This window comes from Streptomyces sp. NPDC037126 (genome assembly GCF_055605965.1).
This window is the reverse complement of sequence record NZ_JBVJTD010000002.1, coordinates 596,175-611,719: the sequence shown is the minus strand read 5'-3', so window position 1 is coordinate 611,719 and position 15,545 is coordinate 596,175. Positions and strand designations below refer to the sequence as shown.

Sequence of the window (15,545 nt, the reverse complement as noted above, 5' to 3'; positions counted from 1 at the left end):
GGCGGCCGGTGCGCGCGGACTTCGCGCGCACCGGCCGCCGTCCTTTTCGGTCACAGAGCCGTGAGGTGTCCCGGCTGTTCCGGCTGCCGCGGCACCAGTGCCGGTTCCGCCGCCGCCGTGTCCGGTTCCAGGGCCAGCACCGCGGCCACGGGGTGGTCGTCGTCATGGACGTCGTCCGGCTCCGGCGCCGGCGGCACCCGGGTGAGCAGCACCACGCCCCAGGCGGCCAGACCCGCCCCGGCCAGGGCCAGCAGCACTCCGCCGGCGCCGCCCGTCAGGCCCTGTCCGAGCAGCGTGAGCCCGATCAGCGCGGCGGCCACCGGGTTGGCGAGGGTGACCACGGCCAGCGGGGCGCCGAGGCCGCCGCGGTAGGCGGTCTGCGACAGCAGCAGCCCGCCGACGGCGAACGCGGCGACGAGCACGGCGACCACGGGCACCTCGGTGCCGAGCGACGGCCCCGAGCGGTCGGTCGCGGCCACGGTCACCGTCTGGGTGAGCGCCGAGGCGACTCCGGAGGCGAAGCCGGACGCGGTGGCGTGCCGCAGGCCGGGCCGGGCGCCGGGCCGGGAGAGGGTGCCGATGAGGACGGCGGTCGTACCGGCGACCGCGAGTGCCTGAGGCAGGGTGAGCACCCGTGCGGGCGCCGGCCCGGAGGCGGTGACCAGCAGGGCGCCGAGCCCGAGCAGCGTCAGGGCCGTACCGCGCCACTCCGCCGTGCTGACGCGCCGTCCGGCCGCCCGCGCGCCGAGCGGCACGGCCGCGACCAGGGTGAGCGCGCCGAGCGGCTGTACGACGGTCAGCGGACCGTACTTGAGGGCCACCACGTGCAGCAGCGCGGCGGCCGCGTTCAGGCCGACCGCCGACCACCAGGCGCCCGTGCCGAGCAGCCGCAGCAGGCCGGCGTCCGAACTGCGGGCGGCCAGGCGCTCCTGGGCCACGGCGGCCAGCGCGTAGGCGACGGCCGACACCAGCGACAGCGCGACCGCGGCCAGGGTGGCGGTGCTCATCGGCCCGCTCCTGTCAGGACGGGCTCGCGGGGGGCGAGCCGGCCGGTGCCGCGGCCCGCCGTCGCGGCGGTCCGGCGCGGCGGGTGGATGACGGCGAGGGCGGCGCCCAGCATCGCCGTGGCGACGATCGCGTCGAGCCAGTAGTGGTTGGCCGTGCCCACGATCACCAGCAGGGTGACCAGCGGGTGCAGCAGCCACAGCCGGCGCCACCGGGAGCGGGTGGCCGCGATCAGGCCGATCGCCACCATCAGCGCCCAGCCGAAGTGCAGGGAGGGCATCGCCGCGAACTGGTTGGACAGGTGGTCGCTGGACGGCGGGCCGTACACGTCCGGGCCGTAGACCCGGGCGGTGTCCACCAGGCCGGTCCCGGCCAGCATGCGCGGCGGGGCCAGCGGAAACGTGAAGGGCAGCACCAGGGCGGCCGAGGTGACGACCGCGAGCACCCGGCGGGCCCAGACGTAGTGCGCGGGCCGCCTGACGTAGAGCCAGGCCAGGAACGCCAGCGTGGCCGGGAAGTGGACGGTCGCGTAGTAGGTGTTCGCGAGGTGGACGAGGGTGTCGCCGTGCAGCAGTGCGGACTGCACGGCGGTCTCGCGGGGGAGGTGCAGCGCCCGTTCGGCGTGCCATACGCGGTGGGCGTTGCGGAAGGCGTCCGAGGTGTGTCCCGTGGCCAGTTGCCGACCCAGCTTGTAGACCAGGAAGAGCCCGGCGACCAGCAGAAACTCACGTATGAGCGCCGGACGCGCGAGGGCGTCCGGCGCCGTCTCTGCCTCGGCAGGCTCGGTTCGGGCAGTCATCCCCCGGCCCCTTCGCTGACGGTGGTGCGTGTGGTGGTGCGGTCGGGCGCCGGGCGCGGCGGCCCGGAATCCCATCGATACGTCCCCGTACCGATACGCCAGTGTACCGATACGGCTGAGTACCGGTACACTGGCGTATCGATTGATGTGCGACACACTGGGAACAGGGTCGTCGGCCCGGCTCGAGCACTGCCGCAGCGGGCCGCGAGCCGGGGAACCGGCCGGACACGAGGAGAGGAAGCGCCACATGACGTCGCAGGCCGCGGAGGGACCGGAGTCGGTCGTCGCCTCGCGCCGCTCCAAGATCACGCCGGAGCGTGAGCGGGAGTTCTTCGACGCCGTGCTGGAGCAGATCCGCGAGTGCGGCTACGAGTCCGTCACCATGGAGGGCGTCGCCGCCACCACCCGGTGCAGCAAGTCCACGCTCTACCGGCAGTGGAAGACCAAGCCCCAGTTCGTCGCGGCCGCGCTGCGGGCCAGCCGGCGGGTGCGCTTCGCCGGCGTCGACACCGGATCGCTCGCCGAGGACCTGCGCGAGGCCGCCCGGGCCGCCGGCGACTGGTCCGGCAAGGACACCAGGCTGCTCCAGGCGCTCGGGCCCGCGGTGACGGCGGACCACGAACTGGCCCAGGCGCTGCGCGAGGCGCTGGTGTACCCGGAGATCGCCGCGCTGCAGGAGATGCTCGCCCGGGGCGTGGCCCGGGGCGAGGTCCGCGCGGACAATCCGGCTCTGGAGTACGTGCCCGCCATGATGTTCGGCGTGCTGCGCGTCCGGCCGGTGCTCAGCGGCCAGTACGCCGACTCCGACTACCTGGTCCGGTTCGTGGAGGCCACCGTGCTGCCCGCGCTCGGACTGACCTGAGACCCAGGCCGCCGTTCACGGGATGACTGAACGGCGACCTGATCGCGCCGCACCGTGGGGACGGGGGCGGCGCGCACCCCCGGCCGGGTGGGGTTCCTCTTGAGCGGGGGGAACCCCACCCGGCCGAATCACCCGCTCAGACGGTCTGCCCGTCGCCGCCGCCGGACGAGACCTTGATCCCCTTGATGATGTCGTCGATGACCGACGTCTTCTGGCCCTCGTCGATGCCGAAGCGCACCACGACCATCTGCTTGGCGTCGTTGGGCGAGGGGAAGGCGACCGACTCGACCAGGCCGTCCGCGCCCTTGCTGGTGACCGCCTTCCAGCGCACCAGGTAGCCCTTCTGCCCGGCCACCGTCACCGCCTGGGAGGCCAGTACCTGGTGCGAGGTGATGCTGCCGTAGGTGTCACCGCCGTACGACTCCTTGGCGTTGGCCGCGATGTCCGCCTTGGCGACCTGCTCCGCGGTGCTGCCCTCGATGTTCAGCGCCTCGGCCGGGGCCGTGTAGGCGCCGCCCGCCGTGCACGTCTGGGAGCTGTTGCCCGGGCACTTGTAGGAGTTGTCGGAGGTCACCTGCGCGCCGACGCTGATCGTCTGCCCGGTCCAGCCCTCGGGCACCGGCAGGCTGATCCCGTTGACCGGGTCGGGCACGGTCCCGCCGCCCTTGATCTTGGGCGTCTGGGTCTGCCCCGGCGAGGGCGAGGCGCCGCCCGGTCCGCCGGAGCCCCCGGGGCCGCCGCCGGGACCGCCGAACCCGCCCTGGCCGCCGTCCTGCCCCTGCTGCGAGCCGGCACGGTCGCTGCCGCCGTCGCTCCTGGTGAGGGCGTAGACGCCGACCCCGATGCTGACCAGTACCGCGGCCGCCGCCGCGACGGCTATGCCGATGCGCAGACCGCGCCGGGGGGACGCCGACGGAGGGGCGGGGTACGACGGGTACCCCTGGTGCCCGGGGTACGCGCCGTACCCCGGGGCGGCGGACGGTGCCGGCTGTGCCGCAGGACCCCACGCGGCGGCCGTCCCGGCGGGGCGGGTCTGGTCCGTCCAGGCCTTGCCGTCCCACCAGCGCTCGGTGGGCGGACCGTCATTCGTCTGCCCGGGGTCGGGGTACCACCCGGGGGGAGTCACCTGCGTCATGCGACCACCGTATGAGGCGACGGTGAAAGCGGGATGAGAGGATCCCCGACCAATCGAGCAAATCGAGCATTTCGCCCGGGAATTCTTCGCCTACCCCTGCCCTGTGACGCTCTTCACCACCAGCCGCCGCGGTCCCCGCGCCGCGGCCGGCGGCAGCCGGAACCCCGCCCGCCCCGGGGTCACCGACCCCAGCACGCTGGGCCGGCGGGCGCCCGTGCTGCGCGGGTCGGTGCCCGGCAGGCCGTGGACGGTCAGGAAACCGAGGACCGCGAAGGCGAGCGCCTCCTTCGCGGCGGCCGGCAGACCCAGCTCGTCCGAGGAGCGCACCGGGATCCCCGCGAGCCGCTCCCGGAGCAGGCCGGCCAGCACCGGGTTGCGGACGCCCCCGCCGGAGGCGATCACCTCGGTCGCCCCGACGGACCGCACCGCGTCCGCGACCGTCCGCGCCGTCAGCAGCGTGAGCGTGGCCAGGACGTCCTCGGCGCACCCGCCGTCGAAGGCGCCCGCCGCCCGCAGGTACCCGGCGTGGAACAGCTCCTTGCCGGTCGTCCTCGGCGCCGGCAGCGCGTAGTACGGCTCCGCGAGCAGCCGGTCCAGCAACCGCGGGTCCGGCCGGCCCCGTGCGGCGAGGGCGCCGTCCGCGTCGTACGCCAGCCGCCCGCCGCTGAACTCCCGGGCCGCCGCGTCCAGCAGCGCACAGCCGGGACCGGTGTCGAAGGCCGTCCCGTCCGGCGCGGTCAGATTGGCGATGCCGCCGATGTTCAGCGCCACCGGCCGACCCGGCCTGCCGCGCAGCCACAACAGGTCCACCAGGCTGACCAGGGGGGCGCCCTGGCCGCCCGCCGCGACGTCCCGGGCGCGGAAGTCCGCGACCACGGGCAGCCCCGTCGCCTCGGCGATCCACGCGGGCCGGCCGAGCTGGAGCGTCCCGTACACCCGGCCGTCGGCCACTCCGTGGTAGACGGTCTGCCCGTGCGAGGCCACCAACTCCGAGCGGCCCGAGCACAGTTCGGCGTCCGCCCGGACGGCCGCCGCCGCGAACGCCCGCCCGATGCCGGTGTCGAGCCGGCACACCGCGGCCAGGCCCGCGGCGGCCGGCGGCAGCGCCGCGGTGAGCGCCGCGCGCAGCGCCTCCTCGTACGGCGTGCTGACCATCCCCAGGGACCGCAGCTCCAGCGTGTCGCCGTCCAGCCGCAGATCGGCCGCCGCCGCGTCGACCGCGTCGTACGACGTCCCCGACATCAGCCCGATCACCCTCATCCGTCACGCACCTCCGTCGCAGTCCGCGCCGGCACCTCCGGAGCGGGTCCGAGCAGGGCGGCCGCGCTGACCGCGCAGGCCGCCGCCGCGTAGTAGGCGGGCACGTCCGGGTCACCGGTGCGCCGCACCGCCTCGGTGATCACCAGCCCCGCGCAGCCGGAGAACACGGCGTTCGACACGGCGTACGCGAGCCCGAGCCCCGTCCAGCGCACCCGCGCCGGGAACATCTCGGCCAGCAGCGCGGGACCCGGCCCCGCCATCAGCCCCACCACCGCGCCCGCGCCCGCCAGCGCCAGGGCCTTGACCGGCGGGGAGACCCCCGGGTCCCGCAGCAGGCCGAGCAGCGGCAGGGCCGTCACCACCACCAGCGCGGCACCCGCGAACAGCACCGGCCGCCGTCCCACCCGGTCGCTGAGCAGCCCCGCGGGCAGGATCGCGGCCGCGAACCCGGCGTTGGCCGGCACCGCGGCCAGCAGCGCCTGCCCCAGGTCCGCGTGCAGCGAGGCCTGCAGATACGACGGCAGCACGATCAGGAAGGTGTACCCGGCCGCGCACCACCCCGCGACCCGGGCCCCCGCCAGCACCAGCGCCCCGCGCCCGAGCCGGGCCTCGGGCCGCTCGGCACGGTCCAGGAAGACGGGGGTCTCCGGCAGCCCCACCCGCAGCCACAGCGCCACCAGGCCCAACGGCAGGGCCGGCAGGAACGGCAGCCGCCACCCCCATTCGGACAGCCGGGCGGCACCGAGCACGGAGGCCGTCAGGGCCGTCGCCCCCGCCCCGGCCAGCAGCCCCAGCGCCACCGTGAACGACTGCCACGCCCCGTACAGCCCGCGCCGCCCAGGCGGGGCGAACTCCGTCAGCAGCGCCACCGCGCCCCCGAACTCACCGCCCGCCGCCAGTCCCTGAACGGCCCTCAGCGAGGTCAGCAGCCACGGCGCGATCACGCCCACCGTGCCGTACGTCGGCAGCAGCCCGATCAGCGCCGTCGCGCCCGACATCAGCGTCACGACCCCGATCAGCACCGGCCGCCGCCCCCACCGGTCGCCCAGCCTGCCGAACAGGACCGCGCCCACCGGCCGGAACAAGAACGCCAGCGCGAACGAGGCGTACGTCCGCACCAGCCCCTCCGCCGCGCCGCCGCCCGCGGGGGTGAAGAACCGGTCGGCCAGCACCGTTGCCAGAAAGCCGTAGACGGCGAACTCGTACCACTCGACGAAGTTCCCCACCGACCCCGCCGCCACCGCCCGCACCCCGGGGCCCCGCCGCCCCGCCCGGCGGTCCGGAACCCGACTCGTATTGGCCACTGTTGACGCTCCGTCCGCTGCTGACCGGCTGGTCGGGCCGGTTCGGCGTCGCCCGCCCGCCCTCGCTTTCACCCGGCGGGGCAACAGCTGTCCCGACCGGCCACCACACATCCCACCGGACGGCTACGCTCGTGGTCTGTACGTCATTCGGGCGACCTGGGGAGGTAACGGGATGACGGAGGGACGGCCGCCTGCGGCCGCCTCGGCTTCCCTGTGGGAGCGGGACGCGGAGATCGCCACCGTCGCACAGGCGCTCGACGTCCTGTGCGCCGACCAGTCGTCCGGGGGCGGTCTGCTGGTGTTCCGCGGCGAGGCCGGGCTCGGCAAGACCGCGCTGCTGGCCGAGACGCGCCGCATCGCCGAACGCCGCGGCTGCACGGTGTGGTCCGCGCGCGGCGCCGAGACCCTGAGGTCCGTGCCGTTCAACGTCGTACGGCAGCTGCTCCAGCCCGCACTGCTGTCCCTCCTGCCCGGAGAGGCCCGCGAGTACCTCGGCGACTGGTACGACATCGCCGGTCCCGCCCTCGGCATAGCGGATCCCCAGGAGGGCAGCGCGGACCCCCAGTACGTGTGCGACGGACTCGTCGCGGCGGTGCGCCGGCTCGCCCGCCGCGAATGGCCCCTCGTGCTGCTGATCGACGACGCGCACTGGGCCGACCAGGAGAGCCTGCGCTGGCTCGCCGCGTTCGCCGGCCGCCTGGACGACCTGTCCGTCCTCGTCGTGGTCGCCCGCCGGCCCGGCGAGGTCAGCGGGGAAAGCGCCCGTCACCTAGAGGCGGTCGCCGCCGCCGCGGGCCTCCCGGTCGGCAACCTGCGTGCCCTCACCCCCGACGCCGCCGCGGGGCTCACCCGCGGCACCCTCGGACGGCACGCCGACGACGCGTTCTGCCGCGAGGTCTGGGCCGTCACCGCGGGCAACCCCTACGAGGCCGTCGAACTGCTCGCCAAGGTGCAGGACAGCGAACTGCAGCCCGTGGAGGCCCGGGCCGGGGAACTGCGCGCCCTCAACCGCGCCGCCCGCGGCGGCGGTCTCGTCGACCGGCTCAAGAGCCTCGGCCTGGAGGCCACCCGGTTCGCCTGGGCCGCCGCCATCCTCGGCACCGGCATCACCGTCGACATGGTCGCCCGCCTCGCCACCATGAACGACGACATCGCCCGGCGCTGCGGGGAACTCCTCTGCAACGCCCGCATCCTCACCCGGCCCGACCCCGCCGCCGAACGGGAGGACGGCGAGCTGGAGTTCGTCCACCCGCTCATCGCCACCGACGTCTACAACTCCATCCCGGCGGCCGTGTGCACCGCCATGCACGGCGTCGCCGCCCAGATCATCACCGAGATGGGACGCGGCGCCGCCGAGGCCGCCCGGCACCTGCTCAAGGTCCACCCGGACGACGACGAGGAACTCGTCGAGCAGCTGCGCGAGGCCGCCCGCGAGAACCTCGCCGTCGGCGCGCCCGACGCGGCCCGCGTCTGCCTGGAACGCGCCCTCGAGGAACCGCCGCGCCCCGACGTGCACGCCCACGTCCTCTACGAACTCGGCTGCGCCACCCTGCTCACCGCGCCCGCCGTCACCATCGACCACCTGCAGTACGCGCTCGCCATGCCCGGCCTGGACACCGACCGGCGCGTCGACGCGGTCGTCCGGCTCTCCCAGGCGCTGCTCCACAACGACCAGCTGGAGGAGGCCGTCCGCACCGTCGAGGCCGAGGCCGCCCGGCACGAGCCGGGCCCCGTCCGGATGCGGCTGCAGGCCGTGCAGTTCATGTGGGAGGGCATCCACGGCGAGACCGTGTCCCCGGCCCGCTCCCGGCGGCTGGCCGAGCTCGCCGCCACCTGCACCGGCCGCGACAACGCCGAACGCGCCCTGCTGATCCTGCGCGGTTTCGACGCGATGACCCACGGTGAGAGCGCCGCCGAGGTCCTGGATCTGTGCGACCGGGCCCTCGTCAACGGCCGTCTCGCGCCCGGCCTCGGCTGGACCGACCCCGAGTGGGGCATGGAGCTGCTGATGATGCTCGGCAGCGCGTACGCCTACGCCGACCGGCTGGACCGCGCCGAGAGCCTCTTCGCCGAGGCCCTGCGCGTCTACACCGGCGCCGGCTGGCGCGGCGGGCACCTCTCCCTGGCCAACGCCTTCCTCGGTCTCGCCTACCGCAGGCAGGGCCGCCTCCGGGACGCCGAGTCCACCCTGCGCGAGGCCCTCGTCCTCGCCGAACGCGTCGGGCGCCGCCTGCCGTTGTACTGGTCCGCCAGCTGCGGGCTGGTCGACACCCTGCTGGCCCGCGGCCGGGTCGAGGAGGCCTGGTCGATCGCCGAACAGTACGGCTTCGCCCCGCCCTACCCCTCCACCATCGTGCTCCCCGACATCCGCTCCGTGCGCGGCCGGCTGCTGCTCGCCGTGGGCCGTACGAAGGAGGGTGTCAACGAGCTGGAGGCCGCCGAGAAGACCGCCGCGTCGCGCGGCGGCCACAACCCCGTCCTCGCGCCCTGGTCGATCGACCTCGCCAAGGCCCTCGCCGACCAGGACCCGGCCCGAGCCGCCCGGCTCGCCGCCGACGCCCGCAGACAGGCCGAACGCTTCGGCACGGACACCGCGATCGGCGAGGCCCTGCGCTGCGCCGCCGCCCTGGAGACCGGGCAGCGGGCGGTCCAGCTCGCCGCCCGGGCCGTCACCTACCTGGAAGCCTCCCCGTGCCAGTACGAGCACGCGGCCGCCCGCATCGAGCACGGGATCGCCGCGGGCTCCGTCACCGAGCTGAACCGCGGCCTCGACCTGGCGCGGTCCTGCGGCGCCGACGGACTGGTGGCACAGGCGAGGGAGGCGCTGCAGGCGGGGAGGACGCGCTAAGGCCTGTCTGACGATTCCCGTCTGCCGCGCGGCGCCATGCACGCACGCTCGCCGCGCGGCCGCCCTTCGGGCGACGACACGCATTGTCAGACAAGCCCTTGTGCCGCGACCGCCTCACATGGCGAGCAGTTGCTCGGTGACCGCCGCCAGGCGCGCGCGGACCTGCGGGTCGTACGTCGCCTCGTGGGCGCGCGCCGGGCGCGTCCCGTCGAAGGAGCCGCCGCTGCCCGGCTCCGGCGCGGCCAGGGCCAGCACGCCCGGTGCCCCGTCGGCGCCCGTGTTCCAGGGGTGACCCCGCCCTCGCGGACCGTCCCGGTGTCCATGTAGGTGGCCGGGTGCAGCACGTTGACCGACACCCCGATGCCCGCTTCGGCGCTCTCCACCAGCCACTCCAGGCCCTCGCGGCAAGTTACGCGACCCGGAGGACGGCCGGCGCTTCCTGCTGCGCCTCACCGACGAGGGACTGCGCGGCCACCGCAGGCTGGCCGTGCGCGTCGCCCGGATGAACCAGGTGTTCCTCCCCGCTGTCCCCCGAGGAGCAGGGCGTCTTCCTCGACCTGGTCCGCCGGGTCGCGGACGCGGCCGAGGGCCTGCGCAACCCGGCGGAGGCGCCGGCCGGCCGGCAGGCCCGAACGGCCCCGGCGCCGACGGCCGGATGCCTCACCGGGCCTGCGCGAACACCACCCACACCTGGCCGGCGGCGAAGTCCAAGGGGCCGCCGTCCGCCGCGGTGAACGTCGTGCCGTCCGTCGCGGCCGGCCGTGACCAGGTGGCGGCGAAGGCCCGCCCGTCACGCAGCACCTCCGCCCTCCCGGAGCCGACCGTCACGGTGTACGGCGTGCTGTTGCCGAGCACGTCGTGGAACCGCGAGGCACGGATCTTCACGTACTGCACGACGACCGTCGCCGGGGCCGGCCGGGAACCGTCCGTCGTCGCCGTGGGCGTGCCGTCCATCGCGACCAGCCAGCCGTGCCGCGCGGCGGACCAGGTGAAGGTGAAGCGCGCCGCCGGGTAGCGCACGGTGCGCGAGGTCACCGGGGTGCCGCCGGACGCCGCGGGGCCGTAGCGGAAGCCCGTGGTCAGCGCGGCCCGGCCCGGGGCGGAGCGCAGCAGAGCCGAGGGGTGCAGATAGAGGTTGTGCGGCGCGGCCTTCGCGGTGCCGCGGTAGTAGGCGCGCGGGGCCTCGTCGGGCGACTCGGCGCGCAGGGGCGCCCTGTCGATGAGCGGCAGCAGCTTGTGCTGGGCGCCCGAGAAGGCGAGGTAGGGCCGGGTGAACTGGCGCAACAGCTCCAGATCGGACTCGCGGGCGCTGCGCACCGGTCCGACGGCCTTCGGGAGCCTGGTCGCGTACACCGCCAGCAGTCGGCTCAGGCCGCCCTCCACCTGTTCGGCGTACACCACGTCGGCCGCGTCGAGCCCGGTCTGCGGGCGGGCCGCGGACACGTTGTCGATCTTCACGGCGAGCGGGGAGCCGGCGGCGGCCGACCGGGAGGGCGTCGGAGTAGGGGCCGCCCGCGAGGTGCGCTGCGGAGTGCGGCCGCCGGTCTGGCCGTGGTGGGTGCAGCCCGCGGTGAGGGAGACCGTCAGCACGGCGGCCAGCAGTGCCGCCGTCGGCGCGGTGCGTCTCGTGCACGTCCTGTGTCCGGAATTCACCGTCGCCACCCCGTTCGTGTTTGTCCGATTGTGCGCTCATAGGGGCATCGCTGGCCATACATGGCCCCCGCGCTCGCGCGCCCGGGCCGCAGCCGCGTACCGCGAGCACGGCCGCCCGTGCCGGCCTGGGGGTTCGGCGCCGATGCGCACGGGTACCCGGGCGCCATCCCGAAACGGACGCGCCGGGGCATACCGGTGCGCCCGCGACCAACGGACGCGCCAGGGACTTCCGGCGCGCCACGCGACCGAGGGAGCGCGACCCCATGAAGGCAGTCACCTGGCAGGGCAGGCGGGACGTACGGGTCGAGGACGTGCCCGACCCACGCATCGAGGAGCCCACGGACGCCGTCATCCGCATCACGTCCACCGGACTGTGCGGCTCGGACCTGCACCTGTACGAGGTGCTCACCCCGTTCATGACCCCCGGGGACATCCTCGGCCACGAGCCCATGGGCATCGTCGAGGAGGTCGGCCCGGAGGTGACGAACCTGCGGCGCGGCGACCGGGTCGTGGTGCCGTTCCAGATCGCCTGCGGGCACTGCTTCATGTGCTCGACCGGGCTGCCCACCCAGTGCGAGACCACACAGGTCACCGGCGAGGGCATGGGTGCGGCCCTGTTCGGCTACACCCGTCTGTACGGCGCCGTGCCCGGCGGCCAGGCCGAGTACCTGCGGGTGCCGCAGGCGCAGTTCGGCCCCATCAAGGTGCCCGAGGGCCCGCCGGACGACCGCTTCGTGTACCTCTCCGACGTGCTGCCCACCGCCTGGCAGGCGGTCGAGTACGCCGCCGTACCGCCCGGCGGCACCCTCGCCGTCCTCGGCCTCGGCCCGATCGGCGACATGTCCTGCCGGATCGCCAAGGCCCGCGGCGCCGAACGGGTCTTCGGCATCGACCTGGTGCCCGAACGGCTCGCCCGGGCGAAGCGCCGGGGCGTGGAGACGTACGACCTCAGGGCCTTCGACGACGAGAAGGAGCTGATCCACGCGATCCGCGACGAGACCGGCGGCCGGGGCCCGGACGCGGTGATCGACGCCGTCGGCACCGAGGCCCACGGCAGCGCCGCCGCCAAGCTCGCCCAGACGGCCACCGGCCTGCTGCCCCGCAAGCTCAGCGCGCCGCTCGCCGAACGCTTCAGCATCGACCGGCTCGGCGCCCTCCACATGGCGATCGAGCTGGTGCGGCGGGGCGGCACCATATCGCTCAGCGGCGTGTACGGCGGCATGGCCGACCCGATGCCGATGCTCACCCTGTTCGACAAGCAGATCCAGATGCGCATGGGACAGGCCAACGTACGCCGCTGGACCGACGAGATCATGCCGTACCTGACGGACGAGGACCCGCTGGGCGTCCAGGACTTCGCCACGCACCGGCTGCCGCTGGCCGACGCGGCGCACGCCTACGAGATGTTCCAGCACAAGCAGGACGGCGCCATCAAGATCCTCATGCAGCCCTAGGTGTGCTGTCCCGGGACCGCGGGCTCAGCCGCGGTCCTTCTCGCCCAGGATCTCCGCCAGGTCGTAGCGCACCGGCTCCTCCAGTTGGCCGTAGGTGCAGCTCTCGGGGGTGCGGTCCGGACGCCAGCGGCGGAAGCGGGCCGTGTGCCGGAAGCGCTGCCCGTTCTCCATGTGATCGTAGGCGACCTCGGCCACCCGCTCCGGGCGGAGCGGCACCCAGGACAGGTCCTTCTTGCCGGACCAGCGGCTGGGCGCGCCCGGCAGCCTGGCCGTCTCGTGCGCGGACTCGTCCGACCAGGCCGCCCAGGGGTGCCCGGCGGCGTCGTCCATCCGCAGCGGCTCCAGCTCCTCGACCAGTTCGGCGCGCCTCTTCATGGCGAAGGCGGCGGACACGCCCACGTGCTGGAGCCTGCCCCCGTCGTCGTACAGGCCCAGGAGCAGCGAGCCCACCACGGGGCCGCTCTTGTGGAAGCGGTACCCGGCCACGACGACGTCCGCCGTCCGCTCGTGCTTGATCTTGAACATGGCCCGCTCGTCCTGCCGGTAGCGCAGGGTGAGCGGCTTGGCCACGACCCCGTCGAGACCGGCGCCCTCGAACCGCTCGAACCACTGCTCCGCCACCTGGAGGTCCGTCGTCGCCGGTGCCAGGTGCACCGGAGGAGTCGCACCGGCGAGGGCCCCGTCCAGCAGGGCCCGGCGCTCGGTCAGCGGTTCGTCGAGCAGGGCCCGGTCGCCCAGCGCGAGCAGGTCGAAGGCGACGAAGGAGGCCGGGGTGCGCTCGGCCAGCGTCCGCACCCGGGAGGCGGCCGGGTGGATGCGCTCGGTCAGCGCGTCGAAGTCCAGCCGGCCGCCGCGCGCGATCACGATCTCCCCGTCGAGCACGCACCGCTCGGGCACCCGCTCCGCGAGCGCCGCGACCAGCTCGGGGAAGTACCTGGTGAGCGGCTTCCCGGTGCGGCTGCCCAGCTCGATCTCGGCCCCGTCCCGGAACACGATCGAACGGAACCCGTCCCACTTCGCCTCGTAGTGCATACCGGGCGGGATCCTCGCCACCGACTTGGCGAGCATCGGCTTCACGGGCGGCATGACCGGCAGATCCATGGCTCCGATTCTGCTCGCGCCCCTCCGCCTTCGCCCGGTGTGCGAGCCGTGCGGGGTGCGCCTACGGTGGCCGCATGGGCGAAGCGGTGGAACTGGACGTGGCCGGGCGGACCGTACGGCTGTCCAGCCCGGCCAAGGTGTTCTTCCCGGAGCGTGGTTTCACCAAGCTGGACCTCGCCCGGTACTACGTCGCCGTGGGCCCCGGCATCCTGCGCGCCCTGCGCAACCGCCCCACCACCCTGGAGCGCTACCCCGACGGCATCGGCGGCGAGTGGTTCTACCAGAAACGGGCGCCCAAGGGCATGCCCGACTGGATCCCGACCGCCCACATCACCTTCCCCAGCGGACGCAGCGCCGACGAGATGTGCCCCACCGAGGAGGCCGCCGTGGTGTGGGCCGCGCAGTACGGCACCCTCACCTTCCACCCCTGGCCGGTGCGCGCCACCGACGTCGACCACCCCGACGAACTCCGCATCGACCTCGACCCGCAGCCCGGCACCGACTACACCGACGCCGTCCGCGCCGCCCACGAACTGCGCGCCGTGCTGGACGAGTTCGGCGGGCTGCGCGGCTGGCCCAAGACCTCCGGCGGCCGCGGCCTGCACGTCTTCGTGCCCATCGAACCGCGCTGGACGTTCACCCAGGTGCGTCGCGCCGCGATCGCCGTCGGCCGGGAGATGGAACGGCGCATGCCCGAACAGGTCACCATCAAGTGGTGGAAGGAGGAGCGCGGCGAGCGCATCTTCCTGGACTACAACCAGACCGCCCGCGACCGCACCATCGCCTCCGCCTACTCCGTACGGCCCCGCCCGCACGCCCCCGTCTCCGCGCCGCTGCGCTGGGAGGAGGTCGGCGCCGCCCGCCCCGACGACTTCGACATCGCCACCATGCCGGCCCGGTTCGCCGAACTCGGCGACGTGCACGCCGACATGGACGAGCACGCCTACTCCCTGGAGGCCCTGCTGGAGCTGGCCCGCCGGGACGAGCACGACCACGGCCTCGGCGATCTGCCGTACCCGCCGGAGTACCCGAAGATGCCGGGCGAACCGAAACGCGTCCAGCCGAGCCGCGCCCGCCACGAACCCACGTCGTGACCCTCGCCGGACCGCTCGCGGACAGCCCCCCGGCGGCCCGGTGCGCGATCATGCCGGGGTGACCCGAGTACTGACCCGAAGCGATCTGGAGGCCGTGCTGGACCCGGCGGCCTGTCTCACCGCCCTGCGCGACGGCTTCCGCGTGGCCGGCGCCGCGGCCGTGCCCGGCCGGCGGGTGCGGACCGACCTGCCGTTTTCCGGCACCGCCACGGCGCTCATCCCCGGCCTGCTGCCCGGCATCGACGCCTACACGGTGAAGGTCAACGCCAAGTTCCCCGGCGCCCGACCCGCCCTGCGCGGTGTGATCTGCCTGCACAGCGGGACGGACGGGGAACTGCTCGCGCTGCTGGACTCGGCGACCGTCACCGCCTGGCGGACCGGACTGGCCGCCGCCCTCGGAACCCGGCTGCTGGCACCGGCCGCGTACGACGTCCTCGGGGTGATCGGGGCGGGCGCGCAGGCCGAGTTGACGCTGCGCGGCCTGGCGGGCGGGCACCGGCCGCGCCGACTCGTCGTGCACGACACGGACTTCGGACGGGCCGCCGCGTTCGCCGAGCGGCACGGCGGCCGGGCCCTCGACTCCGCGGCGGCGGTGGCCGGGGCCGCCGACGTCGTCCTGCTCGCGACCTGGTCCCGCGCACCGCTGCTCGCCCTCGCGGACACCCGCCCCGGACAGCACTTCACGAGCCTCGGCACCGACGAGCCCGGCAAACGGGAGCTCGCCCCCGATCTGCTCGACGCGTCCCTCCTCGTCGTCGACGACCACGAAACGGCCCGGCACATGGGCGCGTTGACCGATCCCGGCCTCGTCAGGGCCACGGCCGACGCCACCCTCGCCGAGCTGCTGCTCGGCACCCGTCCCGGGCGCGCCTCGGCCACGCAGCGCACCGTGTACGCCCCCGTGGGCCTCCCCTGGCAGGACCTCGCCCTCGCCTGGCCGGCCTGGCAGGAGGCCGAGCGCAGAGGTCTGGGGACGAGCGTCGACCTGCTGGCCTGAACCTTGGGGCGACCTGCGTCCAGGCACCCACGG

Annotated in this window: 12 protein-coding genes and 2 pseudogenes; 6 read left to right on the top strand and 8 right to left on the bottom strand. The window is 74.8% G+C overall.

Features of this window, described 5'->3' with window-relative positions; genetic code table 11:
- Nucleotides 1–50 precede the first annotated feature (50 nt).
- Nucleotides 51–1,007 (bottom strand): hypothetical protein, encoded by a 957-nt coding sequence (locus ACZ7FF_RS07785; protein WP_470810344.1) that lies wholly within the window; start codon nt 1,005–1,007, stop codon nt 51–53.
- Complete coding sequence (locus tag ACZ7FF_RS07780; protein ID WP_470810343.1) at nt 1,004–1,804, bottom strand: phosphatase PAP2 family protein; 801 nt, start codon at nt 1,802–1,804, stop codon at nt 1,004–1,006. The genes ACZ7FF_RS07785 and ACZ7FF_RS07780 overlap by 4 nt, the downstream gene beginning before the upstream one ends.
- A 247-nt stretch (nt 1,805–2,051) precedes the next feature.
- Between ACZ7FF_RS07780 and ACZ7FF_RS07775 the strand changes: the two genes are divergently transcribed.
- Nucleotides 2,052–2,666: a TetR/AcrR family transcriptional regulator gene (locus ACZ7FF_RS07775; protein ID WP_470810341.1), complete on the top strand. Its 615-nt coding sequence runs from the start codon at nt 2,052–2,054 to the stop codon at nt 2,664–2,666.
- A 136-nt stretch (nt 2,667–2,802) separates the two neighbouring features.
- Here ACZ7FF_RS07775 and ACZ7FF_RS07770 read toward each other — a convergent pair whose 3' ends face one another.
- From ACZ7FF_RS07770 to ACZ7FF_RS07760, 3 genes are all read right to left on the bottom strand, one after another.
- Nucleotides 2,803–3,801: a DUF2510 domain-containing protein gene (locus ACZ7FF_RS07770; protein WP_470810339.1), complete on the bottom strand. Its 999-nt coding sequence runs from the start codon at nt 3,799–3,801 to the stop codon at nt 2,803–2,805.
- 90 nt (nt 3,802–3,891) lie between these two features.
- On the bottom strand, nt 3,892–5,061 hold the full coding sequence (locus tag ACZ7FF_RS07765; protein WP_470810338.1) for an anhydro-N-acetylmuramic acid kinase: 1,170 nt from the start codon (nt 5,059–5,061) through the stop codon (nt 3,892–3,894).
- Nucleotides 5,058–6,287, bottom strand: coding sequence for an MFS transporter (locus tag ACZ7FF_RS07760; RefSeq protein WP_470810337.1), 1,230 nt, complete (start codon nt 6,285–6,287; stop codon nt 5,058–5,060). The genes ACZ7FF_RS07765 and ACZ7FF_RS07760 overlap by 4 nt, the downstream gene beginning before the upstream one ends.
- Nucleotides 6,288–6,537: 250 nt before the next feature.
- Here ACZ7FF_RS07760 and ACZ7FF_RS07755 point away from each other — a divergent pair, with 250 nt between their 5' ends.
- Nucleotides 6,538–9,213: an ATP-binding protein gene (locus ACZ7FF_RS07755; RefSeq protein ID WP_470810336.1), complete on the top strand. Its 2,676-nt coding sequence runs from the start codon at nt 6,538–6,540 to the stop codon at nt 9,211–9,213.
- A 114-nt stretch (nt 9,214–9,327) separates the two neighbouring features.
- Here ACZ7FF_RS07755 and ACZ7FF_RS07750 read toward each other — a convergent pair.
- A pseudogene (locus tag ACZ7FF_RS07750) lies at nt 9,328–9,578 on the bottom strand (3-oxoacyl-ACP reductase); the annotation flags it as partial.
- Between the two features lie 29 nt (nt 9,579–9,607).
- Here ACZ7FF_RS07750 and ACZ7FF_RS07745 point away from each other — a divergent pair.
- Nucleotides 9,608–9,830, top strand: a pseudogene (locus ACZ7FF_RS07745) (MarR family winged helix-turn-helix transcriptional regulator); the annotation flags it as partial.
- A 43-nt stretch (nt 9,831–9,873) separates the two neighbouring features.
- Here ACZ7FF_RS07745 and ACZ7FF_RS07740 read toward each other — a convergent pair.
- Entirely contained in the window at nt 9,874–10,875 is a 1,002-nt protein-coding gene (locus tag ACZ7FF_RS07740) for a DUF3048 domain-containing protein (RefSeq protein WP_470810334.1), read from the bottom strand.
- 254 nt (nt 10,876–11,129) lie between these two features.
- Here ACZ7FF_RS07740 and ACZ7FF_RS07735 point away from each other — a divergent pair, with 254 nt between their 5' ends.
- The gene (locus ACZ7FF_RS07735) at nt 11,130–12,320 is read left to right on the top strand and encodes a zinc-dependent alcohol dehydrogenase (protein ID WP_470810332.1); all 1,191 of its coding nucleotides are present in this window, start codon (nt 11,130–11,132) and stop codon (nt 12,318–12,320) included.
- 24 nt (nt 12,321–12,344) lie between these two features.
- Here the strand turns inward: ACZ7FF_RS07735 and ACZ7FF_RS07730 are convergent, their stop codons facing one another.
- Nucleotides 12,345–13,421, bottom strand: coding sequence for an ATP-dependent DNA ligase (locus ACZ7FF_RS07730; RefSeq protein WP_470810331.1), 1,077 nt, complete (start codon nt 13,419–13,421; stop codon nt 12,345–12,347).
- A gap of 74 nt (nt 13,422–13,495) precedes the next feature.
- Here ACZ7FF_RS07730 and ligD point away from each other — a divergent pair, with 74 nt between their 5' ends.
- Nucleotides 13,496–14,515: a non-homologous end-joining DNA ligase gene (gene ligD, locus ACZ7FF_RS07725; RefSeq protein WP_470810330.1), complete on the top strand. Its 1,020-nt coding sequence runs from the start codon at nt 13,496–13,498 to the stop codon at nt 14,513–14,515.
- 58 nt (nt 14,516–14,573) lie between these two features.
- Nucleotides 14,574–15,512, top strand: a complete 939-nt coding sequence (locus ACZ7FF_RS07720; RefSeq protein ID WP_470810328.1) for an ornithine cyclodeaminase family protein — start codon at nt 14,574–14,576, stop codon at nt 15,510–15,512.
- The last annotated feature ends 33 nt before the right edge of the window (nt 15,513–15,545 follow it).

What these genes read in the sequence shown, in the direction of transcription:
- ACZ7FF_RS07785 (WP_470810344.1), bottom strand. Translation starts at nt 1,007, where the DNA reads ATGAGCACCGCCACCCTGGCCGCGGTCGCGCTGTCGCTGGTGTCGGCC.
- ACZ7FF_RS07780 (WP_470810343.1), bottom strand. Translation starts at nt 1,804, where the DNA reads ATGACTGCCCGAACCGAGCCTGCCGAGGCAGAGACGGCGCCGGACGCC.
- ACZ7FF_RS07775 (WP_470810341.1), top strand. Translation starts at nt 2,052, where the DNA reads ATGACGTCGCAGGCCGCGGAGGGACCGGAGTCGGTCGTCGCCTCGCGC.
- ACZ7FF_RS07770 (WP_470810339.1), bottom strand. Translation starts at nt 3,801, where the DNA reads ATGACGCAGGTGACTCCCCCCGGGTGGTACCCCGACCCCGGGCAGACG.
- ACZ7FF_RS07765 (WP_470810338.1), bottom strand. Translation starts at nt 5,061, where the DNA reads ATGAGGGTGATCGGGCTGATGTCGGGGACGTCGTACGACGCGGTCGAC.
- ACZ7FF_RS07755 (WP_470810336.1), top strand. Translation starts at nt 6,538, where the DNA reads ATGACGGAGGGACGGCCGCCTGCGGCCGCCTCGGCTTCCCTGTGGGAG.
- ACZ7FF_RS07735 (WP_470810332.1), top strand. Translation starts at nt 11,130, where the DNA reads ATGAAGGCAGTCACCTGGCAGGGCAGGCGGGACGTACGGGTCGAGGAC.
- ACZ7FF_RS07730 (WP_470810331.1), bottom strand. Translation starts at nt 13,421, where the DNA reads ATGGATCTGCCGGTCATGCCGCCCGTGAAGCCGATGCTCGCCAAGTCG.
- ligD (WP_470810330.1), top strand. Translation starts at nt 13,496, where the DNA reads ATGGGCGAAGCGGTGGAACTGGACGTGGCCGGGCGGACCGTACGGCTG.